Origin of the sequence: Microbacterium sp. UNCCL10, assembly GCF_000746195.1 — a bacterium.
In the GTDB taxonomy this organism is placed as follows: Bacteria; Actinomycetota; Actinomycetes; order Actinomycetales; family Microbacteriaceae; genus Microbacterium; species Microbacterium saccharophilum.
In genome coordinates, this window is record NZ_JQKT01000014.1 from 42,089 (window position 1) to 64,554 (window position 22,466).

At 71.6% G+C, this 22,466-nt stretch carries 28 protein-coding genes and 1 pseudogene; 16 read left to right on the forward strand and 13 right to left on the reverse strand.

Annotated elements, in window-relative coordinates:
- Nucleotides 1-21: 21 nt before the first annotated feature.
- The 3 genes from BR85_RS13090 to BR85_RS13100 are packed head-to-tail and all read right to left on the reverse strand — an operon-like array spanning nt 22 to nt 3,112.
- Entirely contained in the window at nt 22-765 is a 744-nt protein-coding gene (locus tag BR85_RS13090; protein WP_051526385.1) for a glycosyltransferase family 2 protein, read from the reverse strand.
- Nucleotides 762-2,069, reverse strand: coding sequence for a bifunctional PIG-L family deacetylase/class I SAM-dependent methyltransferase (locus BR85_RS13095; RefSeq protein WP_028497073.1), 1,308 nt, complete (start codon nt 2,067-2,069; stop codon nt 762-764). Before BR85_RS13095 ends, BR85_RS13090 begins: the two co-directional genes overlap by 4 nt.
- Nucleotides 2,066-3,112 carry an acyl-CoA dehydrogenase gene (locus BR85_RS13100; RefSeq protein ID WP_231478728.1) on the reverse strand — a complete coding sequence of 349 codons (1,047 nt, stop codon included), beginning with the start codon at nt 3,110-3,112 and terminating at the stop codon, nt 2,066-2,068. Before BR85_RS13100 ends, BR85_RS13095 begins: the two co-directional genes overlap by 4 nt.
- Nucleotides 3,113-3,296: 184 nt before the next feature.
- Between BR85_RS13100 and BR85_RS13105 the strand changes: the two genes are divergently transcribed.
- The 3 genes from BR85_RS13105 to BR85_RS13115 are packed head-to-tail and all read left to right on the forward strand — an operon-like array spanning nt 3,297 to nt 4,470.
- Entirely contained in the window at nt 3,297-3,881 is a 585-nt protein-coding gene (locus tag BR85_RS13105) for a Dps family protein (protein WP_028497074.1), read from the forward strand.
- 2 nt (nt 3,882-3,883) lie between these two features.
- Nucleotides 3,884-4,210 carry a DUF7882 family protein gene (locus BR85_RS13110; protein ID WP_028497075.1) on the forward strand — a complete coding sequence of 109 codons (327 nt, stop codon included), beginning with the start codon at nt 3,884-3,886 and terminating at the stop codon, nt 4,208-4,210.
- Nucleotides 4,207-4,470, forward strand: a complete 264-nt coding sequence (locus BR85_RS13115) for a hypothetical protein (protein ID WP_036273080.1) — start codon at nt 4,207-4,209, stop codon at nt 4,468-4,470. Before BR85_RS13110 ends, BR85_RS13115 begins: the two co-directional genes overlap by 4 nt.
- Nucleotides 4,471-4,472: 2 nt before the next feature.
- Here BR85_RS13115 and BR85_RS13120 read toward each other — a convergent pair whose 3' ends face one another.
- Nucleotides 4,473-4,799, reverse strand: a complete 327-nt coding sequence (locus BR85_RS13120; protein WP_028497076.1) for a DUF7882 family protein — start codon at nt 4,797-4,799, stop codon at nt 4,473-4,475.
- 74 nt (nt 4,800-4,873) lie between these two features.
- Between BR85_RS13120 and BR85_RS13125 the strand changes: the two genes are divergently transcribed.
- Complete coding sequence (locus BR85_RS13125) at nt 4,874-5,197, forward strand: DUF7882 family protein (RefSeq protein WP_028497077.1); 324 nt, start codon at nt 4,874-4,876, stop codon at nt 5,195-5,197.
- A gap of 502 nt (nt 5,198-5,699) precedes the next feature.
- On the opposite strand, the pseudogene BR85_RS15730 reads toward BR85_RS13125, so the two are convergent.
- The 8 genes and pseudogenes from BR85_RS15730 to BR85_RS13165 form a co-directional block, all read right to left on the reverse strand.
- A pseudogene (locus BR85_RS15730) lies at nt 5,700-5,867 on the reverse strand (GNAT family N-acetyltransferase); the annotation flags it as partial.
- Nucleotides 5,868-5,963: 96 nt separating this feature from the next.
- The gene (locus BR85_RS15475; RefSeq protein ID WP_092897046.1) at nt 5,964-6,542 is read right to left on the reverse strand and encodes a hypothetical protein; all 579 of its coding nucleotides are present in this window, start codon (nt 6,540-6,542) and stop codon (nt 5,964-5,966) included.
- Nucleotides 6,523-7,344 (reverse strand): prolipoprotein diacylglyceryl transferase, encoded by an 822-nt coding sequence (locus tag BR85_RS13140; RefSeq protein ID WP_028497079.1) that lies wholly within the window; start codon nt 7,342-7,344, stop codon nt 6,523-6,525. The genes BR85_RS15475 and BR85_RS13140 overlap by 20 nt, the downstream gene beginning before the upstream one ends.
- Nucleotides 7,345-7,347: 3 nt before the next feature.
- Nucleotides 7,348-7,665 carry a hypothetical protein gene (locus BR85_RS14985; RefSeq protein ID WP_028497080.1) on the reverse strand — a complete coding sequence of 106 codons (318 nt, stop codon included), beginning with the start codon at nt 7,663-7,665 and terminating at the stop codon, nt 7,348-7,350.
- Entirely contained in the window at nt 7,662-9,257 is a 1,596-nt protein-coding gene (locus BR85_RS13150; protein ID WP_036273082.1) for a radical SAM protein, read from the reverse strand. The genes BR85_RS14985 and BR85_RS13150 overlap by 4 nt, the downstream gene beginning before the upstream one ends.
- Before the next feature lie 165 nt (nt 9,258-9,422).
- Nucleotides 9,423-10,127, reverse strand: coding sequence for a GTP pyrophosphokinase (locus tag BR85_RS13155; protein WP_036273084.1), 705 nt, complete (start codon nt 10,125-10,127; stop codon nt 9,423-9,425).
- Nucleotides 10,128-10,188: 61 nt separating this feature from the next.
- A complete protein-coding gene (locus BR85_RS13160; protein WP_028497083.1) occupies nt 10,189-11,295 on the reverse strand; it encodes a fatty acid desaturase family protein in 1,107 nt (368 codons plus the stop codon).
- A 209-nt stretch (nt 11,296-11,504) separates the two neighbouring features.
- On the reverse strand, nt 11,505-11,708 hold the full coding sequence (locus tag BR85_RS13165; RefSeq protein ID WP_036273086.1) for a cold-shock protein: 204 nt from the start codon (nt 11,706-11,708) through the stop codon (nt 11,505-11,507).
- Between the two features lie 114 nt (nt 11,709-11,822).
- Between BR85_RS13165 and BR85_RS13170 the strand changes: the two genes are divergently transcribed.
- On the forward strand, nt 11,823-12,002 hold the full coding sequence (locus tag BR85_RS13170; protein WP_028497085.1) for a hypothetical protein: 180 nt from the start codon (nt 11,823-11,825) through the stop codon (nt 12,000-12,002).
- 220 nt (nt 12,003-12,222) lie between these two features.
- Here the strand turns inward: BR85_RS13170 and BR85_RS13175 are convergent, their stop codons facing one another.
- Nucleotides 12,223-12,843, reverse strand: a complete 621-nt coding sequence (locus BR85_RS13175; protein ID WP_028497086.1) for a TetR/AcrR family transcriptional regulator — start codon at nt 12,841-12,843, stop codon at nt 12,223-12,225.
- Nucleotides 12,844-12,978: 135 nt separating this feature from the next.
- Between BR85_RS13175 and BR85_RS13180 the strand changes: the two genes are divergently transcribed.
- From BR85_RS13180 to BR85_RS13230, 11 genes are all read left to right on the forward strand, one after another.
- Nucleotides 12,979-13,746: an enoyl-CoA hydratase/isomerase family protein gene (locus BR85_RS13180; protein WP_051526386.1), complete on the forward strand. Its 768-nt coding sequence runs from the start codon at nt 12,979-12,981 to the stop codon at nt 13,744-13,746.
- The gene (locus BR85_RS13185; protein ID WP_028497088.1) at nt 13,743-14,597 is read left to right on the forward strand and encodes a 3-hydroxyacyl-CoA dehydrogenase family protein; all 855 of its coding nucleotides are present in this window, start codon (nt 13,743-13,745) and stop codon (nt 14,595-14,597) included. The genes BR85_RS13180 and BR85_RS13185 overlap by 4 nt, the downstream gene beginning before the upstream one ends.
- On the forward strand, nt 14,594-16,699 hold the full coding sequence (gene paaZ / locus BR85_RS13190) for a phenylacetic acid degradation bifunctional protein PaaZ (protein ID WP_051526394.1): 2,106 nt from the start codon (nt 14,594-14,596) through the stop codon (nt 16,697-16,699). The genes BR85_RS13185 and paaZ overlap by 4 nt, the downstream gene beginning before the upstream one ends.
- Nucleotides 16,696-17,154, forward strand: a complete 459-nt coding sequence (paaI, locus tag BR85_RS13195) for a hydroxyphenylacetyl-CoA thioesterase PaaI (RefSeq protein WP_051526387.1) — start codon at nt 16,696-16,698, stop codon at nt 17,152-17,154. Before paaZ ends, paaI begins: the two co-directional genes overlap by 4 nt.
- Before the next feature lie 35 nt (nt 17,155-17,189).
- A complete protein-coding gene (gene paaA, locus BR85_RS13200) occupies nt 17,190-18,182 on the forward strand; it encodes a 1,2-phenylacetyl-CoA epoxidase subunit PaaA (RefSeq protein ID WP_028497089.1) in 993 nt (330 codons plus the stop codon).
- Nucleotides 18,182-18,487 (forward strand): 1,2-phenylacetyl-CoA epoxidase subunit PaaB, encoded by a 306-nt coding sequence (paaB, locus tag BR85_RS13205; RefSeq protein ID WP_028497090.1) that lies wholly within the window; start codon nt 18,182-18,184, stop codon nt 18,485-18,487. The genes paaA and paaB overlap by 1 nt, the downstream gene beginning before the upstream one ends.
- The gene (gene paaC, locus BR85_RS13210) at nt 18,484-19,311 is read left to right on the forward strand and encodes a 1,2-phenylacetyl-CoA epoxidase subunit PaaC (protein WP_028497091.1); all 828 of its coding nucleotides are present in this window, start codon (nt 18,484-18,486) and stop codon (nt 19,309-19,311) included. The genes paaB and paaC overlap by 4 nt, the downstream gene beginning before the upstream one ends.
- Nucleotides 19,305-19,775 carry a 1,2-phenylacetyl-CoA epoxidase subunit PaaD gene (gene paaD / locus BR85_RS13215; protein ID WP_028497092.1) on the forward strand — a complete coding sequence of 157 codons (471 nt, stop codon included), beginning with the start codon at nt 19,305-19,307 and terminating at the stop codon, nt 19,773-19,775. The genes paaC and paaD overlap by 7 nt, the downstream gene beginning before the upstream one ends.
- Complete coding sequence (gene paaE, locus BR85_RS13220) at nt 19,775-20,944, forward strand: 1,2-phenylacetyl-CoA epoxidase subunit PaaE (RefSeq protein WP_081782815.1); 1,170 nt, start codon at nt 19,775-19,777, stop codon at nt 20,942-20,944. Before paaD ends, paaE begins: the two co-directional genes overlap by 1 nt.
- Nucleotides 20,945-20,952: 8 nt before the next feature.
- Nucleotides 20,953-21,723 (forward strand): enoyl-CoA hydratase/isomerase family protein, encoded by a 771-nt coding sequence (locus BR85_RS13225; protein WP_028497094.1) that lies wholly within the window; start codon nt 20,953-20,955, stop codon nt 21,721-21,723.
- A gap of 129 nt (nt 21,724-21,852) precedes the next feature.
- Nucleotides 21,853-22,449: a DoxX family protein gene (locus tag BR85_RS13230; RefSeq protein ID WP_197018631.1), complete on the forward strand. Its 597-nt coding sequence runs from the start codon at nt 21,853-21,855 to the stop codon at nt 22,447-22,449.
- Nucleotides 22,450-22,466 lie beyond the last annotated feature (17 nt).

Genomic DNA, 22,466 nt, shown 5'->3' on the forward strand with positions numbered 1-22,466 from the left:
GACAGGGCGCCGGCCGCCCGGCTAGAGGAGCGAGATCTCCCGCGTGTCCGGTGCGCCGACCTGCCGGGCGCGCTGCAGGAGGCCCTCCTGCAGATAGCGCGCGTAGCCCTCGGGCGCCCGGCCCTGACGCCGGCCGCTGGTGCGCACCCACGCGGCGTCGGTGGCGACGCCGCGCCCGCCCGCGCGTCGGATCAGCTCGACGGCGCGCACATCCTCGTGCGCCGACGCCGGGGGGAACCCGCCGATCCCGAGCAGCGCGGACGCGCGGATGCCGAGGTTCGCGCCGTGCACGTGGCCGTTCGCGACACCCGGGGTGTGCGTCGCCCACCACGCGGCGGTCTGCTCCGGCGTCAGGTCGTCGAAGTCGGGCCGGACGGTCCCGATCACGAGGTCGGCGCCGCGGCGGGCGTGCAGGAGCTGGTGCGTGATCCAGTTCGGCGGGACGACGGAGTCGGCATCCGTGTGGGCGGTCCAGACGCGTCTCAGGTCGTACTCCGGCAGGAGGGCCATCGCCTGCGCGACCCCCGCCGCGCGGGCGGCGCCGACAGCGCGCGCGTCGATCGCGGTGACGTGCACCCCCGCCGCCGCCGCGATGGCCGCCGACCCGTCGCGGCAGGCGTCGAGGACGACATGCACGTCCACGCGGTCGACCACGGCACGGGCCGCGAGCACCGCGACGGCGATCGAGTCGAGGCAGGCGCCGAGCAGCTCCTCCTCGTCGTGCGCGGGGACCACCACCGCCACCGCGTCGATGCGCCGCGTCATCGCAGGCCCTCCGCCTCGGCCGCGGATGGTGCACCCGGTGACGCCCACACCTCGAGGAGGAAATCGTCCTCCGCATGCCGAACGGACCGGGTCAGCCCCATGCGGGCGATCGCCGCGTGCACGCCGGTGGCGTCGAGGGGAGCGCCGTCGATGGGGTGGCGCCAGTGGCAGGCCACCAGCACCCCGCCGGGGGAGAGCGACGCCCGGATGCGGGCCAGGGCGAGGCGCAGGTCGTCCGCCGACCAGTAATAGGCGACCTCGGAGAGGACGATGAGGTCGAACCGCCCCTCCGGCCACTGCTCGGGGAGCGTGAGGCGGGCGAACTCCACTCCCGCGACGCGGGACGCGGCCCGGCGCAGGGCCTCCGCGGAGGCATCCACCGCGAGGAGGCGGCCGGAGCGTGCCGCGAGCTCCGCCGTGAGCACGCCCGTCGCGCAGCCGAGCTCCAGTGCGCTGTCGAAGCGGGCACGGGGGAGGCTCGCCAGGAGCAGCGCGCGCTTGCGCTCCTCGTACCAGCGGGTCTCGAAGCCCCACGGATCGTCGTGCCGGGAGATGAACGCGTCGAACTCGGCGGGCGGCACAGAGGCGCGCGACCGCTCGGGTTCCGCCGCGACGAACAGCTCCACCCCGCGGTGGAAGTGCGCGAGCATGCCGTCGTGCAGGATCGGCTCCGCCCCCGCCGACTGCGAGGCGAACGCCGCGATCGCCGCCGCCTTCGCGGCGATCGCTTCATCGTCGAGAGCGACCGCGCGCCACGGCCCGGGATCCGGAGCCTCCGGATCGCCCCAGTGCCAGTACCAGATGGGGTAGCCGACGACGGTCGCGCCTCCCGCGGCCGCGCGCACCGCTTCGCCGAGCACGCGATGGTCGCGGTGCCCATCGCCCCACCACGTCGTCACGAGCAGCGTCGTCGTGACGTCGATCCTGGACACCTCGTCCGCGATCGCGGCGGACAGTTCCGCGGCGTGCTCGCGCAGGCCGCCGTCCGGCAGGCCGAGGAATCGGATGCGGGCGCGCGGCGCGACGTGTCGCAGGGCGGCGATGAGCTCGACTCTGCGTCGGCCCGGCAGCCCGCCGTCCGCCGCGTCCGCCGCCTCTCCGTCCGTCGCCACGACGACCGAGACCTCCGCGCCGCTTGCGGACGCGAGGGCCATGAGCCCGCCGGCGCCCAGCGTCTCGTCATCCGGGTGCGCCGCGAAGACGACGAGGCTTTCCGGCACTTCCAGCGTTCGCGCGGTCGCTCCTGCACCTGCCCACGCCGACTCGGGGGTGCCCGCGTCGCGGTGGTCGAAGACGACGCTCACGAAGACCTGACCATCGAACCGAGCCGGGCGAGGTCGCGCTCGGCATGGTGCTGACGGACGTAGACGCGCAGGTCGGCGACGCGGCGGGCGTGCTCCTCGTCTGCCGTGAGTGGCCCGGGGCCGAGTGCGCGGTCGCTCAGGTCAAGTACCCGCTCGACGGCGTCGCTGACGACGGCACGAACCCGGGCGGCCAGCAGTCGGGCACCCGCGTCATCGAGCTCGCCCGCGTCGACGAGCGCGGCTGCTTCGGCGAGGGCGGTCCCGGCGCCCCAGAGCGCGGCATCCGCCGCCCCCGCGTAGGCCTGGGCGAGCTGATCGGCGCGCTCGGATGCGGCCGCGGCGGCGAGGGCGTCCGCCAGGGGGCGTGCGCCGCCCCACCAGATCGCCGCGACGCCGATGCCGCCCCACGCGAAGCCCGGACGGCGCTGATACCAGCCCGGCGCGCCCACCGGCACGGCGAACGCATGCGCGAAGTCGACCGGCGCGCTCACGACCTGGTGGAGTCCCCGCGACACCCACGGCCCGGTGCGGGCCGAGACGCCGTCGTCGCGGAGGTCGACGGCGAACAGGCGTCGCTGCTCGGGCCCGACCCACGCGGTCACGAGTGCATGGCTGAGGTGCGCGGCCAGCGAGCACCAGGGCTTGGTTCCGGACAGCTCCCACGCGCCGTGCTCACGACGCTCTGCGACCAGACGCGTGCCGGGTCCCTCGGCGGCGAACACACCCCAGGTGCTGCGGGAGTCGACGCGCAGCGTGCGGCGCAGGTCCGACGTGTCCATCCCCGAGGCCGCCGCCTGATCGAGGATCGCCAGCGCGTCCGCGTGCGGTTCGAGGATGCGCGCGGCGCCGACGTCCAGCGCAGCGGCATCGGCGAAGGCGCCCCACAGATCGGCGGTGGCCCCCTGCCCCGGCAGGGGGAGGGAGGGAGCCAGCTCGGTGACCCAGGCCAGCGTCGCCGGGACGTCGACGCCGAGGCCGTCGACATCCTCCGCGGAGGTCGCGAGCGACGCCCGCGTCCGCCCTGTCATCACGTCCTGTGCCATGCTCCCCGCCTTCCTCTCCGCCACTCTCTCCCGCGCGGCGAAGGACGGCCAAGGGCTTGACGAGAGGGGTCCGGGCTGGGTAGGCGGCTCGTTACCACCGGCATCAGGCGGGCGCAACCCCGATGCTCCAGACCCCGGGAGTGCGTATCGTTCGAGACCCACCCGGAAAGGAAGGCGGCTCGACATGGCCACGACGCAGAAGGCGAAGAACACCTCCCCGAAGAACACCTCCCCGAAGAACACCTCCCCGAAGAACAAGCGGCGTCCCAGTGCGGGCGCGCAGCTCACGGACAAGCAGAACGCGGAGAACGGGTTCCGGGCGTCCCAGGAGCTCAGCGAGAAGCTGCAGGCCGTGCTGGTGGACCTCCTCGAGCTGGCATCCCAGGGGAAGCAGGCGCACTGGAACGTGGTGGGAAAGAACTTCCGCGACACGCATCGGCAGCTCGACGAGATCATCGAGGCCGCGCGCGGGTTCAGCGACACCGTCGCCGAGCGGATGCGGGCGCTGCACGCCCTCCCCGACGGGCGCAGCGACACGGTGGCCGAGACCACGACGCTGCCGGAGTTCCCCCAGGGAGAGATCGCGACGGGCGATGTCATCGACCTCGTCACCGAGCGACTCGAGGCCACGATCGGAACGTGCCGCGATGTGCACGATGCCGTCGACGAAGAGGACCCCACGAGCGCCGACATCCTGCACGCGATCCTCGAGAGCCTCGAGCAGTTCGCGTGGATGGTGAGTGCGGAGAACCGCACGCCCACGGCCTGATCATGGGAAAGCTCACGTACGACCGGGTTGTGAAGGTCGACTTCGAAGACCGCCAGCTCGCACACCTCCAGCTGGTCATCGGGACCAAGCTGCGCCGCGGGGAATCGTTCCACTTCTCCTGGAAGGACGACACGAGCATCGGCGACGGCCGCACGACCATCTGGGTGCACCCGCACTGCTCGCTGGTCTACAAGTACTACGGCAGCCGCCGCCCCCAGCTCAACATGGCCTGGGTCGAGGCGCTGGCCTACACGGCGAATTCGCCGTCGGGCCTGTACCTCGTGCCGGAGCCGGCCGAGCAGGCGATCGAGGAGGGAACCGAACTGTGAAGCGGATCGACATCTACTACGGCGGCGAGCGGTACAGCGTCGGTCAGCGGACGCTGGAGGATGTGCAGGCCGACATCGAGGCGGCCATGGCGGCGAGCGGTCCCGCCTGGATCCAGGTGAACGACGGCGACGGCGCCCCGCGTACGGCGTACCTGCTGATCACCCCGGGGGTTCCGCTGGCCGTCATCCCGATCCCCGAGGGGGGTGGCGAGGACACCGGGCCGATCGTGGACATCTCCGACAAGCTCATCCCGAGCTGAGGTCAGGAAGCCGGTTCCTCATCCTCGGTTTCGAAGTGGTGTGAAACGAGGGTGATCCCTCCCGAGGAGTTCGCGGAGTTCGCGAGCTCCTCGATCCACTCGCGGCTGAGCGGCGGCGCCTCCGGCTCGTCGAAGACGAAGCGCAGAGGGATGGAGGGGTGCAGCCACAGCGTCGTCCGGCCCTGCGGATGGTCGTCGGGATGCTGCCAGGACACCGTGAAACTCTCAGAGCGGCGCAGCTTCGTCGCGATGACGACTTTGAGGTGCGCGAGGGTGCGATCCTCGATGTGGATCGGCGTGGCTGAACCGCCGTAATAGATCATCCCCATACGGCCACCATAATGGTGCCTGGGCTCCGATGGTCGCATCCGGCGACGGACCGGATCCTGGGAGGTTCGACCCGGTGGGAAAGTTCATCTACGAGGGCACCGTGAAGGTGGACTTCGACGACCGCACGATGGCGCACGTTCAGCTCGTCATCGGCAACAAGCTTCGACGCGGCGAGTCGTTCCACTTCACGTGGCGCGACGACAAGAGCATCGGCGAAGGTCGCACCTCCATCTGGCTGCACCCGCAGGCCTCGCTCGTCTACAAGTACTACGGCAGCCGCCCCCTGCGACTGAACCGCGCGTGGACCGAGGCGCTCATGTTCACGGCGAACTCGCCGACCGGGCTGCACATCGTGCCCGAGCCCGCCGACCCGGGCGACGGCGACCTCTCCGCCTGACCCGCGGCCGGTAGCCGGGGGGCTGGGCGGTGTCAAGCCCCTGCGTACCCTCGCGGCGCGCAGGCAGTCTGCCGACATGAGACATCCCGCATCGGGGCGTGATGAACCGTCGTCGGCGCCCCGCACGCCCCCCGATCCGTCGACGTCCACGACGCGCACCGGACGGCATACGAAACCGGTGCCCGTGCCGCACCGTCCGCCGCCGAAGGGCGGCGTCCGGCGGGATGGCTGAGCTCAGTACCCGTCGAGTGCGGGGACGAGGGTGAGCACGACCTCCTCGACCTCGCGGCCCAGGCCGGGGGCGTAGACGACACTGCGGGACACCTCCGTGAACCCGTTGCGCTCGAGGACGGCGAGGGCGGCCGCATTGTGCGCGGCGGCGCGGGCGTAGAGCGGACGCTCCGCCTCGTGCGAGATCAGCAGACGCAGCGCCGCCGCCCCGGACGCCGTGTCCCCAGGACTGTCGCTTGATCCAGACGCTGACCTCGCGATCGCCGTCGACGGTGAACGCCGCGGCGGTGCCGGCGAACCCGCCTCGATCGGTCACCACGAGCAGTGTCACGTCCTCCGCGGCGCGTTCCCGGGCGATCCAGGCGTCGAAGGCGTCGCGGTCATCCGGCCTCTCCGCCGTGAACGCCGCCATCCGCACGGCCTCGGGGTCGCGCATCATCTCGAAGACGGCGTCGAGGTCGTCGTCGTCGAGGTCGCGCAGTTCGATGTGGCCCACGCCTCGACGCTAGCGATCAGGTCGGACGGAGGGAACCCGTCAGTAGGTGCTCATCCCGCCGATGAGCACGATGCACGGCCCCACCAGCACGATCCACATCGCGGCGAAGATGATGAGCACCCCGGTCGCGAAGCGTCGCCACGCCGGCAGGAAGTACAGCAGCGCGGTGAGCAGCGGGATCACGAAAAACGGCCAGAACGGCAGGATGAACGCGGCGCCGCCGAACACACTGCCGTCGGTGGCCGGCATCATGCTGCCGGTCGCGAAGAAGAGCACGACCCCGAGGATGAACAGACCGACGCCGGCCAGGGTTCCCAGCCCGATGCCCGGTCCGGGCGGCGTCGGCGGCACGCCGTACCCGGGCGGCGGTGGGCCGTAACCGGTCGGCTGGCCCGCCTGCGGCGGCAGGCCGGACCCCGGCGGCACGCCGTACCCGGGCGGCAGGCCGACGCTGCCTGGCGGGGGAGCGCCGTACCCGGGCGGCGGCACGGGCGGCCCCGGGTCAGGTGGCAGCGGCGGACCCGGGTCGGGTGGGAGTGTCGGGCCCGGGGCCGGTGGCTGAGCGTCCGGGCCGGCGGCATCCTCGTCGTCGGGCGGTTCAGGCGTGCTGTTGCTCATGCTGCGGCGTCCTTCCTGGTTCGGCGGGGGCGGACGCGCGGAACTGGCCGCGCGAGGACTTGTACGCGATGCGGGCGAGGAGCAGCGGGATCGTCACGAGCAGGAACAGCTGCGGTCGGGTGAGCCCCATCCAGGCCACGTCGTTGCCGCGGACGAACTCGACGGCGAAGCGGAACACGCCGTACGCCGCGATGTACAGCGTGAGTGTCTCGCCGGCCGCGATCGGGCGGTGCCGCAGCCACCACCAGAGCGCCGCGAACGCGACGACGTGGAAGACGATCTCGTACACGAAGCTCGGATGCAGCGGCACGCCCGCGGGTGCCCCTACGCGCGCCGCGGCATCCGCATCCAGCACGATGCCCCAGCCCGCCCCGGTCGGGGTGCCGGGCTGCTCGGTGAGCAGGCATCCGATCCGTCCGATCCCCATCGCGAGTGCGACGGCCGGCGCGAACAGGTCGCCGGTGCGCTCCGGGTAGCGGACGATCCGCTTCGCCACGTGCACGCCGAGCCACGCGCCGACGAGCGCGCTGAGCATCGACGCGTTCCCGTAGGCGAGCTGGTCGACGAGGCTGAGGTTCCGGGTGGGGTCGAGGTGCTGCGCCCACGTCCCGAGCCGGGAGAAGAGGGCGGCGCCGAGCAGCGCGCCGAGCACGATGTGCGGGATGCGGGGGTCGGTCACGCCGCGTCGGCGCTTCTCGATGAGGAAGACGGCGCCGGCGGCGCCGAGCCCCAGCGCCACGAAGACCGCGTGGGTGTCAGCCGGCGGCATCCACCCGAGGAGGTCCTGCAGCGTCGGGAACACCGGTCAGGTCCAGGCCGAGACCCAGAGCGTGATCCACATCGGGACCGCGGCGGCGGCCGCCACGGCGATCACCGCGAGGTAGGCGAGCACGAGTCGCGTGTCGCCGAGCTTGCACCGGGAGCGCAGCAGGCCCGCACGCCGTGCCTTCGCGTAGCCGGTGATCGCGACCGCGGCGAAGGCGAGCACCGCGATCGGTCCGAGGACGGCGGCGATGAGGGCGACGGTCGTGTACACGCACAGCCGCAGCGGGTCGAAGGGTGGGGCCGGGTCGGCGACGGAGTCGTCCCGCTGGTTGAGGCCGCTGAACTCGTACGCGCTCATCGCGCCACGCTCACCGGGATCTGGCTGCGCGTGCCCGTCGCGGTGGACAGGCGCCGGCGGCCGAGAGGGGCCCACGCCTGCACGGCGCAGAACGGCGCGCACTGATGCGCATCCGTCGTCTCGTTGACCGTCGCGACGTGCACGCAGCACTGGGTGAGGCGCTCCTCGATCATCGTGTTGATGTCCATGAAGGGCTTGATCGTGATGCGCTTGACGCGCTCGCCGAGCATCTTGCGGAGCCGCTGGTGCTGCCCGGGCAGCCCCGATGCCGCAAGGGTCGCGAGCGTGCCGATGCCGAGGTCGCAGTTCTGGCAGATGTCGCTCCAGATGTTCGCCATCGACGGGTGCGACAGCGAGGACTGCTCGCTCAGCAGGTCGAGGAGCGAGTTCTTCACGACCTGACGGATGGCCTTGTTGATCTGCGAATCCGCAATGCGGTTCGCGATGAGGTCGGGCTCGAGCTCGAGGAACTCCTTGAGCCGGTCGTGACCGATCAGCGCCGTCAGCGACTTCCAGTCGCCGGAATCGTCCTGCAGCAGGTAGCCGACCGAACAGCAGTGCGGATGGCTGCAGGGAAGGGCGGTGAGATCCTTCCAGCTGACCTCCCCGTCGGTCTGCGGTCCGAGGCGCGCCAGGACGCCGGTGTGGGTGAGCCGGTCCTCCGGGTCGATGCCGGCCGACCGGCCCGACCCGAACACGGGCTGGATCGTGACCCCGCCGACGTACGGGGTCGTCATCGCGCGGCGGATGACGTCCCCGATCTCGCCGTCGTTGACGCCGAGCGCCGCGGTCATCGTGAGCGTCGTGAAGATCCCGGCGTCGGACAAGCGCGCGAGCGCCTTCTCCTTGAAGCGGCGGATGTCGGCGCCGCGGTGGTGCGTCGAAGCCTGCGCGCTCTCGCCGTCGTACTGCAGGTAGATCTCGACGCGCTCGCGGTGGCGCTTGAGGGTCTCGACGAACGCGTCGTCCTGCGAGATGCGCAGACCGTTGGAGTTGATCAGGATGCGGACGACGGGCCGGGCCACGAGGTGCTCCAGGAGCTGCTCGAGCCACGGGTAGAGTGTCGGCTCGCCGCCGGAGAGCATGAGCACGTCGATGCGGTTGTTCTCACGGGCCAGGCGCGCGTCGACGGAGGCCAGCACTTCGGCCAGCGGGGCGACGGCCGAGGCGGCCGGACTGGATTCGGCGAAGCACGTGGGGCAGCGCAGGTTGCAGTGGTCGGTGAGGTCCTGCAGCAGGATGCAGGTGTGCTGGGTCTGCATCTGCGGGAGGCCGTCCTCGTACGCCGAGGGCACGGGCTTGAAGTTCCCGGCCAGGTCGGGCTCATGCACCTTCGTGGGGGCCGTCCACTGCTCGAGGTAGCTGAGGATCTCGGCGGACTCGTCGTACATCGTGCGGATGAGGCCGTGGTCGGGGCAGCCTCGCTCGAGCCAGACGCGGCCGTCGCGCACCGCGAGCCAGCCGGACAGCCGCCGCACCTCGGACAGGTCGCGGTCGGGGTCCTCTTCGTGGCACCGCGGACAGAAGGCGTTCACGTACCGGTGGATGCGGTAGTCCCGCAGTGGCATCCCGGTCCCGGCGACGGCGCTCATGGGGCCACCCTAGCGACCGGGCGCCGAGCGCGCCGCGCCGCGTGGCGCAGTGATTTGCAGGACCGGGTGTGACGGATGGGGCGCATGCGCCTCATCCGCCCCACCAGTCACGGCCGCTCCTGCAGTTCGCCGCGAAGCGGGCAGGACTCAGGAAGCGGGCAGGACTCAGACGGCGGAGAGCCGCCCGCGCGGCCGCGGGCCGTGCAGTTCGCGGTGCAGGCGCTCCATCCGGGCGTCGAGCTCCGCGGCCGTCTCGGCGGCGTCCTTCAGTTCGGCGAGGAGCGAATCGGGCACGACGCCGTCGTACTTGTAGTAGATCTTGTGCTCGAGGCTCGCCCAGAAGTCCATCGCGATGGTGCGGAACTGCACTTCGACGGCGACATCCAGGCGGCCGGACGACAGGAAGACCGGCACCTCGACGATGACGTGCAGGCTCTTGTAGCCGTTGGGCTTCGGCTCGGAAATGTAGTCCTTCACCTGCCGCACGCGGATGTCGTCCTGCTGCGTCAGCAGGTCGGACAGCCGGTAGGCGTCCTCCACGAAGCTGCACGTGACGCGGATGCCGGCGATGTCGGTGATGTGCGCGCGGATCGCGTCGAAGTCGGGGTCGACGCCCTTGCGCGCGACCTTCTCGACGAGGCTGTCCGCCGACTTCACGCGGCTGGAGATGTGCTCGATCGGGTTGTAGTCGTGCGTGAGCTGGAACTCGTCGCGGAGGATCCCGAGCTTCGTCTCGACCTCCCGCAGCCCGAACTGGTATTCCAGGAGGAACCGCTGGAACTCGTCGCGCATGCTGCGCAGCTGCTCCGGGGAGAAGGTCGCCACTCCGTCGGCCGTGGTCACGACGAGGGAGTCGGGCTTCGCATCCATGCTCCGACCGTATCGATCGGCGCTAGGCGGATGCTGTGAAGTCGAGGAGCGGTGAGACCGATCAGGCGCGGCGGTACTGGCCGACCATGGGGCAGTCGAACGGATCGCGGGCGGCGAGGCCCACCTCGTTGAGGTAGTTGATGACGATCGCGTACGAGCGGATGAGGCTCGTCTCGGTGTACGGGACGCCGAGCGTCGCGCAGTGGTCGCGGACGATCTCGCGGGCCTTCGCCAGGTGCGGGCGCGCCATGCTCGGGAAGAGGTGGTGCTCGACCTGGTAGTTGAGGCCGCCCATGAGCCAGGTGGCCCACCAGCCGCCGCGGATGTTGCGCGAGGTCCGGACCTGCTTGGAGAAGAAGTCCAGGCGGGCGTCGGGGGCGATGATCGGCATGCCCTTGTGGTTCGGGGCGAACGAGGCGCCCATGTAGACGCCGAAGACGGCGAGCTGCACGCCCATGAACGCGAACGCCATGCCCAGCGGCAGGAACAGGAAGACGGGGATCAGCAGGGCGGCGTGCCGCAGCGCGATGAGCGACAGCTCGGTCCAGCGGCCCTTCACGCCCGGTGTCGTCACGAGGTACTTCACGCCGAGGTAGTGGAGGTTCAGGCCCTCGAGGGTCAGAAGGGGGAAGAAGAGCCAGCCCTGACGCTGCGTGATGAAGCGCTGGATGCCGCGGGCCTTCGCGGCGTCCTCGTCGAGGAAGGAGATCGTGTCGATCTCGATGTCCGGGTCCTTGCCGACGCGGTTGGGGTTCGCGTGGTGGCGGGAGTGCTTGGCATCCCACCAGGCGTAGCTCATGCCGACGACGCCGGAGGCGATGAAGCGGGCGAGGCGGTCGTTGGCGGGGCCGCTCGAGAGGATCTGGCGGTGCGCGGCCTCGTGTGCGAGGAACGCGGCCTGCGTGAGCAGGAGGCCCAGCGCGCCGGCGATGAGCAGCTGGAACCAGCTGTCGCCGAGCAGGATGAAACCCGTGATGCATCCGCCGATGCCGAGTGCGACCGCGGTGCCGACGAGGGAGTAGAACCACGGCGCCCGGCGGAGCAGGCCCGTCTCCTTGACGACGTTGGAGACTTCGGAGTACGCGCGGCCGATGGGCGGGAACGCATCGGAACCGGCATACGTCTGACGAATGGGCCCCATCGTGGCAGCGGCGGTGGCAGTGGTCAAGTCTGCTCCTCGGATCGGCAGAAAGACCCGAGAGCCAGACTGTGCGGAGGGGAAGTCGTGTGACCGCCCTTCAGCGTGACTCTACGCGCGTATGGATTCCCGAAGCGGCATGTGCGGGACTTGCACAGGCATGTGGTGCCTGACTGTCAGGTTGCCCGCGCATGCAGACGGCGGGACAGGCGTGAAGCCCGCCCCGCCGCCGCTCGCGATCACAGGACGCGGATACGCGAAGCCTGCGGGCCCTTCGGGCCGCGCTCGACGTCGTACTCGACGCGGGCAGCCTCGTCGAGCGAACGGTAGCCGTTGCCCTCGATCGCGCTGAAGTGGGCGAAGACGTCCGCCGAGCCATCCTCGGGCTCGATGAAGCCGAAGCCCTTTTCGGAGTTGAACCATTTCACAGTGCCAACGGCCATTGTGTTCTTCCTTCTTGGTGTGGGGCCGCGGTGCGACCCTGGTGATCCGAAGCGACGGCGTCGCGACGGAAGCGGGGTGGAGTGTCCGAGCGTGGCGAAGGGCGAGGGTCCGGAGTGGACGAACTCGGCCTGCGCGGCGGCGAGGGACGGGTGGACGCCGCGTCGCCGGGCGAGCGCGTCGTGAGCGGTGTAGCCGTCGGCGTCGACGGTGATGAAGCCGGCGAACTCGCTGCCCCGCGTGGCGGAGTAGACGTCGTCGTCGGCCTGATGCCAGATGACCTGGTGCGCGCATGACGGGCACGCGACCGGATGGGGTGAAGAGATGAAGAGTTATTCGATTCGTGAGGCAATCAGCCCGATGCGCGAGTGCGCGGATCCCTGCAGATTGAGTGGATGACGGTATTCGGTTCGCAGATCTCCGAGTGACCAGGAGATCCGGACGGCGGTATCCGTCGTGATCACCTTAGCCGGTCCGGGTGTGGTTGTGCTGTACTCGTGTCGAATTCGTGACAGATCAGGCGCGCCCGCCGCGCGGCCGGAGACCGTCGAGCGCGACGGCGAGCACGTCCTCCGCGAGGAGGGCGGGGTCCACAGGGCCGTCCGGGCGGTACCACTCGACGACGGAGTTCACCATCCCGAAGATGAGCCGGGTCGCGACGCCGGCATCGATGTCGGTGCGGATGCGGCCCTCGGCCTGGGCGTTGCGCACAAGGCCGGTGACACGCTGATCGAAGTGGCGGCGACGCTCGAGCGCCGCGACCTCGACGGGGCTGTTGCCGCGGAGGCGCAGCAGCAGCGTGACCGAGGGCAGTTCGGCGGTGAGGGCCGCGACCGCCCCGCGGATGACGTGCTCCAGGCGGTCGGCAGCGGAGGCTTCGCGCGCGAGAGCCTCGTCGAGGGCGGCCTCCAGGCGGCTGAGCGCCGTCTCGAGCGCGATCGCGAGCAGCTGCTCCTTCGACGCGAAGTGGTGGTACAGCGCGGACTTCGACAGGCCGAGCCGCTCCGCGAGCGCGGCGACCGAGGTCGCGTCATACCCCTGCTCGTTGAAGAGGGCCACCGCGACGTCGAGCACCTGCCGGCGGTCGTAGCCGGGCCGGCCGCGGCGGGCGGCCGCCGTGTCGGCGGGGGTGGTCACGGTTCAGTCTCCCATCCGCGCGGCGGGCCGTTGACCGCCCGTCGCACCCTCTGACACTATTACTGAACGATCGGTGAGTAACAGTGTGCGCACCGGCGGGGCTCGCAACGCGGCGGGCGGGGCGGAAGGATGACGATGTCCGGTGCGACGAACGGCGCGAGGGCGCCGGGGGGCCCGCTCCGCATCGAACGACGGCCCGACCGCGTCGTCGCGACGCTCGACCGCCCCGAGGTCCGCAACGCGATCGACCAGGCGACGATCGACGCGCTGCACGAGCTGTGCGCCGAACTCGAAGCCGAGCCCCGTGTGCTGATCCTGCACGGCGCCGGAGGGGTGTTCGCGGGCGGCGCGGACATCGTCCAGCTGCGGGAACGTCGTGCGGACGACGCCCGCGCCGGGATCAACACGACGGCGTTCCTGCGGGTGTGGGCGCTGCCCATGCCGGTGATCGCCGCCGTCGAGGGCTTCGCGCTCGGCGGGGGCGCCGAGCTCGCCTACGCCGCCGACATCCGGATCGGCACCCCGGACGTCGCGATCGGCAACCCCGAGCCTGCGCTCGGCATCATCGCCGCGGCCGGGGCGACCTGGCTGCTGCCGCGGCTCGTCGGGTCCGGGCGTGCCGCCGAGCTGCTGCTGACGGGGCGCGCGCTCACCGCGGACGAGGCCCTCGCCTGGGGCCTGCTCTCCGCCGTGCATCCGGCGGCCGAACTGCTGCCCGCGGCGCACGCGATCGCCGACCGGATCGCCCGCCTCGACCCGCTCGCCGTGCAGCACACCAAGCGCGCGCTGCACGCGCCGCTCGCGGAGCACCCCGCGATCGACCTGGAACTGCAGGCCGAGCTCTTCGAGAGCCCGGAGAAGTTCCGCCGCATGACGGCCTTCCTGGAGAGGAAGCGGTCATGATCCTTCCCGAGCGGGTCGGCGTCATCGGCGGCGGGCGGATGGGTGCAGGCATCGCGCACGCATTCCTCCTCGCCGGGTCGGCGGTGACCCTCGTCGAGCGCGATGGCGCGTCGGCACACGCCGCCGGGCAGCGCATCACGGCGAGTCTGCAGCGGTCCCATGAGCGCGGCGCGACCGAGCGACCGCCGGCCGAGGTCGCGCCGCTGCTGCGCGTGACGACGGATGCCGGCGATCTCGGCGGCAGCGCACTCGTCGTCGAGGCGGTGTTCGAAGACCGGGACGTCAAGACCGCGGCGCTGCGCCGCGCGGAGGCGGTTCTCGACGTCGACGCCGTCCTGGCATCCAACACGTCCGCCATCCCGATCGGCGACCTCGCGGCGGGGCTCGACCGTCCGGACCGTCTCCTCGGCCTGCACTTCTTCAACCCCGTCCCGTCCTCGGCCCTCGTCGAGATCGTCGTCGCAGCCCAGACCGCCCCGGGCCTCGTCGAGACGGCCCGCGAGTGGGTGCACGCGCTCGGCAAGACCCCCATCGTCGTGCGGGATGCGCCGGGATTCGCCTCGAGCCGGCTCGGCGTCGCCCTCGCCCTGGAAGCCATCCGCATGCTCGAGGACGGCGTCGCCACGGCGACCGACATCGACGCCGCGATGGAACTCGGCTACCGGCACGCGACCGGGCCGCTCCGGACCACGGACATCGTCGGCCTGGACGTGCGGCTCGATATCGCGGAACAGCTGCACGCCGCGCTCGGCGAGCGGTTCGCGCCGCCCGAGCTGCTCCGTCGCCTCGTCGCGGACGGACACCTGGGCCGCAAGAGCGGCCGTGGATTCTACGAATGGAGCACCGGATGACCGGCATCCTGCCCAGCTATCTGTCCGGCACGTGGTGGACGCCGGCGGACGACGTCGACGCCGTGGACGTGCGCGACGCGTCCACCGGCGAGACCGTCGCCCGCGTGAGCGCGGAGGGCGCGGACCTCCCCGGCGCCCTCGCGCACGCCCGCACCGTGGGACAGGCCGCGCTCGGCGGGCTGACCTTCCACCAGCGCGCCCTGCTGCTCAAGCAGTTCGCCCTCGTGCTCACCGAGCGCAAGGAGGAGCTCTACGAGCTGTCCCGGCACGCCGGTTCGACGCTGCGCGACTCGCTGGGCGACGTCGACGGCGGCATCGGCGTGCTGTTCACCTACGCCTCGAAGGGCCGGCGCGAGCTGCCCAACGCCCAGGTGTACGTCGACGGCGCCCCCGAGCCGCTGTCGAAGGACGGTTCGTTCCTCGGGCAGCATGTGTACACCCGGCTGCCCGGTGTCGCGGTGCAGATCAACGCGTTCAACTTCCCCGTCTGGGGCGCGCTGGAGAAATTCGCGCCCGCGTTCCTGGCAGGCGTGCCCACCCTCGTCAAGCCCGCGACGCCCACGGCCTACATCGCGGAGGCGTGGGTGCGGATGCTGGTGGAGTCTGGGCTCGTCCCGGACGGCGCCCTGCAGCTCGTGAGCGGCGGGGTGCCCGGGCTCTTCGATCACCTCCGGCTCGGCGACCTCGTCGGCTTCACCGGGAGCGCCGACACCGCCGAGCGGCTGCGCGCGCAGGCCCCCGACGGGGTGCGGTTCACCAGGGAGACCGACTCCATCAACGCCTCGATCCTCGGGCCCGACGCCGCCCCGGGCACCCCCGAGTTCGACGCGTACGTGTCGCAGCTCGTCGTCGAGCTGACCGCCAAGGCGGGGCAGAAGTGCACGGCGATCCGCCGCGCCCTCGTGCCCGCCGGCGCCGTCGACGCCCTCGTCGACGCGGTCCGCGAGAAGCTCGACCGCCGGCTCGTCATGGGCGACCCGCACGCCGACGCCGTCACGATGGGTCCGCTCGTCTCGCTCGCCCAGCGCGAGGAGGTGCTCCGCCAGGTCGCGGCGCTGCGCGCGGCGGGCGGGCGGATGCTGCTGGGATCGATGCCCGAGCCCGACGTGGTCCGCGCCGACGGGACGACCGGGCCCGCGCCGGACGGCGCCTTCCTGGCCCCCGTCCTGCTGGGCTTCGACGACCCGGCCACCCCGGCGGTGCACGCGATCGAGGCCTTCGGGCCGGTCGCCAGCGTCCTCGCCTACGACACTCTCGCCCAGGCGGCGGACCTCGTGGCGCAGGGTGGCGGCTCGCTCGTCACGAGCGTCGCGACGCACGATCCCGCCGTCGCCGTCGAGCTGCTGAGTCGCATCGGCGCGTTCAACGGCCGCGTCCTCTTCCTGAGCCGGGAGAACGCCCGCACCTCGACCGGCCACGGCGCCCCCGTCCCGCACCTCGTGCACGGCGGGCCCGGACGCGCCGGCGGGGGCGAGGAGCTCGGCGGCATCCGCGCCGTGCTGCACCACATGCAGCGCACCGCCGTGCAGGGCTCGCCCGACATGCTCACGGCGCTCACCGGCGTCTGGCACGCGGGGGCCGCCGCCGACCGCGGCGGACGGCATCCGTTCCGGAAGTCGCTCGCCGAGCTGCGGGTCGGCGACCAGTTCGCCTCGCCCCTCCGGGCGGTGTCGCTCGAGGACATCGAGACGTTCGCGCATTTCACGGGCGACACGTTCTACGCGCACATGGACGAGGACGCCGCCGCCGCCAACCCGTTCTTCCCGGGACGCGTCGCGCACGGCTACCTGCTCGTGTCGTGGGCGGCCGGCCTCTTCGTCGATCCCGACCCCGGTCCGGTGCTGGCCAACTACGGGCTGGAGGCGCTGCGATTCGTGACGCCCGTCTCGCCCGGGGACGAGATCCGGGTGACCCTGACGGCGAAGCAGATCACCCCGCGGGAGACCGACGAGTACGGCGAGGTGCGCTGGGATGCCGTCATCCACAACCAGTGGGACGAGATCGTCGCCCAGTACGACGTGCTGACCCTCGTCGCGAAGACCGCCGGCGGGACGTCCGCGGCGGAGCCCGCGGATCGTCCCGCCGCGGAGGCGATCGCATGACCGCACCGCTCCGCCCGATGATGCAGCGCGACCGGGCCTCGGCCGCGCTCGGGATGGTGGTGGAGCGCGATGAGCCGGGGGAGGCCGTCGTGTCGATGGTCGTCCGCGACGACATGCTCAACGGGTTCGACATCACGCACGGCGGCTTCGTGTTCGCGCTCGCCGACACCGCGTTCGCGATCGCCTGCAACGAGACCGACCGGGTCACGGTGGCCTCGGGCGCCGACATCACCTTCCTGAAGTCCACGCGCAGCGGACAGACGCTCACGGCGCACGCCGCCCGTCGCGTCCGCAGCGGCCGCGCGGGGCTGTACGACGTGACCGTCACGGACGAGACCGGCGCGGTGGTCGCCGAGTTCCGGGGGCGTTCGCTCGTCACCTCGGCGCTCACCTCGTCTCTCAGCACCTCGTCTCCCACCGCCGGGACCGTTGCCCCCTCGGCATCCGGCACCTAGACTTACTGAACGAACGGTCTGTAAAGGAGTCGACGATGACGACAGCACCGGATCTCACCGCGGTCACCGCGGGCAGTGCGGATGACACGGCCGCCGAGCAGGCGGCGTTCGACGCGCTCATCGACGCCGAGCAGCGCATCGAACCGCGCGACTGGATGCCGGAGGGCTACCGGAAGACGCTCATCCGGCAGATCTCGCAGCACGCGCACTCCGAGATCATCGGCATGCAGCCCGAAGGCACCTGGATCACGCGGGCGCCCAGCCTCAAGCGGAAGGCCATCCTGCTCGCGAAGGTGCAGGACGAGGCGGGACACGGGCTGTACCTGTACTCGGCGGCCCAGACGCTCGGCATCACGCGCGACGAGATGACCCAGCAGCTCATCGACGGGCGCGCGAAGTACTCCTCGATCTTCAACTACCCGACCCCCACGTGGGCCGACATGGGCGCGATCGGCTGGCTCGTCGACGGTGCCGCGATCTGCAATCAGGTGCCCCTCTGCCGCGCGTCGTACGGCCCGTACGGGCGTGCGATGGTCCGCATCTGCAAGGAGGAGTCGTTCCACCAGCGGCAGGGCTTCGAGATCCTCCTCACCCTCATGCAGGGCACCGCGGCTCAGCGCGCGATGGCGCAGGAGTCCGTCGACCGCTGGTACTGGCCGTCCCTCATGATGTTCGGGCCGCCGGACGAGTCCTCGCCGAACTCGGCGCAGTCGATGGCCTGGAAGATCAAGCGGTTCTCCAACGACGAGCTGCGGCAGCGGTTCATCGGGATGCTGGTGCCGCAGGCGGAGATCCTCGGGGTCACGCTGCCCGACCCCGAACTCCGCTGGGACGAGGCGGCGCAGCGCTGGCACACCAGCGAGATCGACTGGACCGAGTTCCACGAGGTGCTCGCCGGCCGCGGCCCCATGAACGCCGCCCGCCTGCAGCACCGGCGCGCCGCCCACGAGGACGGCGCGTGGGTGCGGGAGGCCGCCGTCGCCTATGCGCGCCGGCAGGCGGAGAAGACCGAGAGGGCGGTGGCGTGATGACGACCCCGGGCTCCTCGGACCGCGACACCTGGCCGCTGTGGGAGGTGTTCGTGCGCGCGAACCGGGGGCTCTCGCACGTGCACGCCGGATCGCTGCACGCGCCCGATGCCGACCTGGCCCTCCGCAACGCGCGCGATCTGTACACGCGGCGCGGCGAAGGGACGTCGGTGTGGGTCGTGCCTGCGGAGGCCATCACGACGAGCGACCCCGACGCCAAGGGGGCGTTCTTCGAGTCCCCGGCGGGGAAGAACTTCCGCCACGCGCGGTACTACACCGCCTCGGAGGGGGTGCCGCACCTGTGAACGCCGGATCCGACACGCACGGCCACGTCACCGTCGACGAGGTGCAGCTCTCCGCCGAGCTGGCCGGAGCCGGCCGGCGCGCCGCGACGGCGGAGGTCGCCGAGTACGCGCTCTGGCTCGGCGACGACGCGCTGATCCTCGCCCAGCAGCTCGCCGGCTGGATCTCCCGCGCCCCCGAGCTCGAGGAGGACATGGCGCTCGGCAACATCGCCCTCGACCTGCTCGGCCACGCCCGCTCGCTGCTGCACTACGCGGGAACGTTCGACGGTCGCACGGAGGACGACCTCGCCTACTTCCGCGATGAGCCGGAGTTCCGCTGCGCGTGGCTGTTCGCCCAGCCGAACGGCGACTTCGCGCAGACGATCGCGCGCCAGCTCGTGGCATCCGCGTACCTGTTCGAGCTCTACGCGGCGCTCGCCGGATCGGCGGATGAGACCCTCGCCGCCGTCGCCGCGAAGGCCGTAAAGGAGGTCGAGTACCACCGCGACCACGCCGTGCAGTGGACGCTGCGCCTCGCGGGCGGGACCGACGAGTCGCGCCGCCGGATGATCCGGGCCACCGGGGACGTGTGGCCGTACGTCGACGAGCTCTTCCGCGACACGCCTCTCATCGATGCGCTCGAGGGTGTCGCGGTGCGGCCGTCGAGCCTGCGGGCCGGGTTCGACGCGGTCATCGCCGCGGTGTTCGCGGAGGCGGAGCTCGAGGTGCCGGCGGTGCCGCCGTCTGCCGCTGGGGGCCGGCACGGCCGTCACTTCCCGCAGCTCGCCTTCCTTCTCGCCGAGATGCAGGTCCTCGCGCGACGGCACCCGGGGGCGACATGGTGACGGCCTGGGAGGCGGCTGCCGCCGTCTGCGACCCGGAGGTCCCCGTGCTCACGATCGAGGACCTCGGAGTGCTGCGCGGCGTGGAGGTCGACGGCCGGCACGTCACCGTCACGATCACGCCGACGTACTCCGGCTGCCCCGCCGTGTCCGCCATCCGCGACGACGTCGTGCTGGCCCTCACCCGCGCCGGGTACGCCGACGTGGATGTCCGGCTCACGCTCTCCCCGGCCTGGACGACGGACTGGATGAGCGAGGACGGCAAGCGCAAGCTCCTCGCGTACGGGATCGCGCCGCCGACCGGGCGCCGGGCCGTCGGCCCGATCCCGGTGCAGCTGGCCGTCCGCTGCCCGCAGTGCGGCTCGCTGGACACCCGCGAGGTGTCGCGCTTCGGCTCGACTTCCTGCAAGGCGCTCTACGCATGCCGGTCCTGCCTCGAGCCCTTCGACCACTTCAAGGTGCACTGATGACGGTTCCTCCGTCGACGGGCACCGCGGATGCCGTCGCCGACGCGTTCCTGCGGAGCGCCGTCGGGGGTCCGTCCGTCGCCGGCCGCGGCCGCGCGCGGTTCCATCCGCTGACCGTCGTCGAGGTGCGCCCGCTCACGGCGGATGCCATCGAGGTGACCTTCGCGGTGCCGGACGAGCTGCAGGGCGACTACGGCTACCTGCCCGGCCAGTACGTCGCGCTGCGGACGACGCTCGACGGTCAGGAGATGCGCCGCTCCTACTCCCTCTGCCGCCCGCCGACCCCCGGCTCGCTGAGCATCGCCATCAAACGCGATCGCGGCGGCCGGTTCTCGACCTGGGCGCAGACCGGGCTGCACCCCGGCGACACCCTCGAGGTCATGAGCCCGCAGGGCACCTTCACCTCCGCGCTCGCCGACCTCGACGGCGCGCACATCGCCGGGATCGCCGCCGGATCGGGGATCACGCCGGTGATGGCCCTGGCATCCGCCGTCCTGGCTCGCTCGGACAGGTCGCGGGTGACGCTCGTGTACACGAACCGCTCGAGCGCCGACGTCATGTTCCTCGAAGACCTCGCCGATCTGAAGGACCGCTACCCGACGCGCCTCGCGCTGCACCACGTCCTCTCCCGCGAGCAGCGCTCCGCGCCGCTGCTGTCCGGCCGGATCGACGCGGGGAAGCTCCGCACCATCCTCGACGCGCTCGTGCTGCCGGAGACGATCGACGAGTGGTTCCTCTGCGGGCCGCTCGAGCTCGTGCAGCTCTGCCGCGACACCCTCGCCGACATCGGGGTCGATCGCTCGCACGTCCGGTACGAGCTGTTCACGACCGGCGACGACCCGCGGCCACACCCTGTCGCGCCCCTCGCGGTGCGGCCGGATGCGCCGTCCGTCACCGTCGAGATCACGCTGGACGGTCACTCCGCGACGGTGCAGAGCCCCGTCGACGCGCACGAGTCGATCCTCACCGCCGCCCTGCGCGTGCGTCCGGACGCGCCGTTCGCCTGCGCCGGCGGCGTGTGCGGCACGTGCCGCGCCCGCCTGCTCACCGGCTCCGTGCACATGACCGAGAACTACGCGCTCGAACCGGACGAGCTCGAGCGCGGCTACATCCTCACCTGCCAATCGCATCCGACCAGCGACCGCGTCGCGGTCGACTACGACGTCTAGGAACCCGCATGATCGACCTCCGCATCGACGACGCCGTCGCGCACATCGTGCTCGACAACCCCGACCGGCTCAACGCGCTCGACGCGCAGGCGCTCCGCGACCTCGGCGACGCATACGCCGAAGCCGAACTCGCCGGGGTCCGCGCGCTCGTCCTGCGCGGGGAGGGGCGCGCGTTCTGCGCGGGCCGCGACATCTCCGGGGTCGATCCGCGTGAGGACGACGTCTCCGGGTACCTCGACGGGCTCGTCGCCCCGCTCCTCCAGCGCATGGCGGGGTTCCCCGCCCCGACCTTCGCGGCCGCGCACGGCGCCTGCCTGGGCGTCGGTCTCGGCCTCCTCATCGCGACCGACGTCGTCTACGTCGCCGAGAACGCGAAGATCGGCTCGCCCTTCGCGGCTCTCGGCGCGACGCTCGATTCCGGCGGGCACGCCCTGTTCTTCGAGCGGCTCGGAGCCCACAAGACGCTCGACCTCATCTACACGGGACGGTTGATGACCGGCGCCGAGGCCGTGGCATCCGGCCTCTTCTCGCAGGTCTTCTCCGCCGACACCGTCCTCGAGCAGACGATGGATGCCGCGGCCCGCGCGGCAGCCGGCGCGACGGCGGCGTTCCGGGCCAGCAAGCAGCTCGTCGCGCAGCTGCGCGACGAGCGGCTGGGCCTCTGGCGATCGATGAGCGCGGAGAACGCGGCGCAGGTCGCGCTGTGCGACACAGACGACTACCGCGAGGGATTCGCGGCGTTCCAGGCCAAGCGGACGCCGGAGTTCCACGGGCGCTGACCGGCTCTTCACGCATCCGGGACGAAGGTCCCTATTGCACCGCGCGCGGAAGGAGGATCGTAAGTGTGGTCAGACCACATACGAATCGCCCGAAGCCACAAGCCCACGGGCGGAGAAGGAGTCACCGAAATGACCACTCACGCGGTTCCCACCGTCCTCCCGATGACGGCGGCCCGCACCGCCACCGCCGTCGCCGCGAAGCCCCTCGCCCTGCAGGCGGAGATCGTCACCTCCGTGACGGCTCGCCGCTGGCTCGCCGTCACCCGGTTCGCCACGGGCTTCATCTTCCTCTGGGCCTTCCTCGACAAGACCTTCGGCCTCGGGTTCTCGACCCCCATCGAGCGCGCGTGGATCAACGGCGGCACCCCCGCCCAGGGCTTCCTCAACAGCCCCGCCGTCGTCGGACCGCTGCAGCCCTTCTTCCAGAGCATCGCGAGCCCCCTCGTGGACGTGCTCTTCATGGCCGGCATGCTCGGCGTCGGCGCGGCGATCATGCTCGGCATCGGCACGCGGGTCGCGGCTGTGGCGGGCACCGCGATCATGGTCATGATGTACCTCGCCGAGTGGCCGTTCATGGTGGGCTCCACCAACCCGCTCGTGGACTACCACATCATCTACGCACTCGCGCTGATCGTCGTCGCGGCAACGATGGCCGGCGACACGTGGGGCCTGGGTGCCATGTGGAAGAAGCTGCCTCTCGTGCAGCGCTTCCGCTGGCTCGTCTGATACCCGGGCCGCACCCG

Excerpts from the sequence above, each read along its gene's own strand:
- BR85_RS13150 (WP_036273082.1), bottom strand. The coding sequence starts at position 9,257 with ATGAGCGCCGTCGCCGGGACCGGGATGCCACTGCGGGACTACCGCATC.
- BR85_RS13120 (WP_028497076.1), bottom strand. The coding sequence starts at position 4,799 with ATGGGGATGATCTATTACGGCGGTTCAGCCACGCCGATCCACATCGAG.
- BR85_RS15475 (WP_092897046.1), bottom strand. The coding sequence starts at position 6,542 with ATGAGCAACAGCACGCCTGAACCGCCCGACGACGAGGATGCCGCCGGC.
- paaB (WP_028497090.1), top strand. The coding sequence starts at position 18,182 with ATGACGACCCCGGGCTCCTCGGACCGCGACACCTGGCCGCTGTGGGAG.
- paaE (WP_081782815.1), top strand. The coding sequence starts at position 19,775 with ATGACGGTTCCTCCGTCGACGGGCACCGCGGATGCCGTCGCCGACGCG.
- BR85_RS13230 (WP_197018631.1), top strand. The coding sequence starts at position 21,853 with ATGACCACTCACGCGGTTCCCACCGTCCTCCCGATGACGGCGGCCCGC.
- paaZ (WP_051526394.1), top strand. The coding sequence starts at position 14,594 with ATGACCGGCATCCTGCCCAGCTATCTGTCCGGCACGTGGTGGACGCCG.
- BR85_RS14985 (WP_028497080.1), bottom strand. The coding sequence starts at position 7,665 with ATGAGCGCGTACGAGTTCAGCGGCCTCAACCAGCGGGACGACTCCGTC.
- paaD (WP_028497092.1), top strand. The coding sequence starts at position 19,305 with ATGGTGACGGCCTGGGAGGCGGCTGCCGCCGTCTGCGACCCGGAGGTC.
- BR85_RS13110 (WP_028497075.1), top strand. The coding sequence starts at position 3,884 with ATGGGAAAGCTCACGTACGACCGGGTTGTGAAGGTCGACTTCGAAGAC.
- paaA (WP_028497089.1), top strand. The coding sequence starts at position 17,190 with ATGACGACAGCACCGGATCTCACCGCGGTCACCGCGGGCAGTGCGGAT.
- BR85_RS13185 (WP_028497088.1), top strand. The coding sequence starts at position 13,743 with ATGATCCTTCCCGAGCGGGTCGGCGTCATCGGCGGCGGGCGGATGGGT.
- BR85_RS13225 (WP_028497094.1), top strand. The coding sequence starts at position 20,953 with ATGATCGACCTCCGCATCGACGACGCCGTCGCGCACATCGTGCTCGAC.
- BR85_RS13090 (WP_051526385.1), bottom strand. The coding sequence starts at position 765 with ATGACGCGGCGCATCGACGCGGTGGCGGTGGTGGTCCCCGCGCACGAC.
- BR85_RS13155 (WP_036273084.1), bottom strand. The coding sequence starts at position 10,127 with ATGGATGCGAAGCCCGACTCCCTCGTCGTGACCACGGCCGACGGAGTG.
- paaI (WP_051526387.1), top strand. The coding sequence starts at position 16,696 with ATGACCGCACCGCTCCGCCCGATGATGCAGCGCGACCGGGCCTCGGCC.
- BR85_RS13105 (WP_028497074.1), top strand. The coding sequence starts at position 3,297 with ATGGCCACGACGCAGAAGGCGAAGAACACCTCCCCGAAGAACACCTCC.
- BR85_RS13100 (WP_231478728.1), bottom strand. The coding sequence starts at position 3,112 with ATGGCACAGGACGTGATGACAGGGCGGACGCGGGCGTCGCTCGCGACC.
- BR85_RS13165 (WP_036273086.1), bottom strand. The coding sequence starts at position 11,708 with ATGGCCGTTGGCACTGTGAAATGGTTCAACTCCGAAAAGGGCTTCGGC.
- BR85_RS13180 (WP_051526386.1), top strand. The coding sequence starts at position 12,979 with ATGTCCGGTGCGACGAACGGCGCGAGGGCGCCGGGGGGCCCGCTCCGC.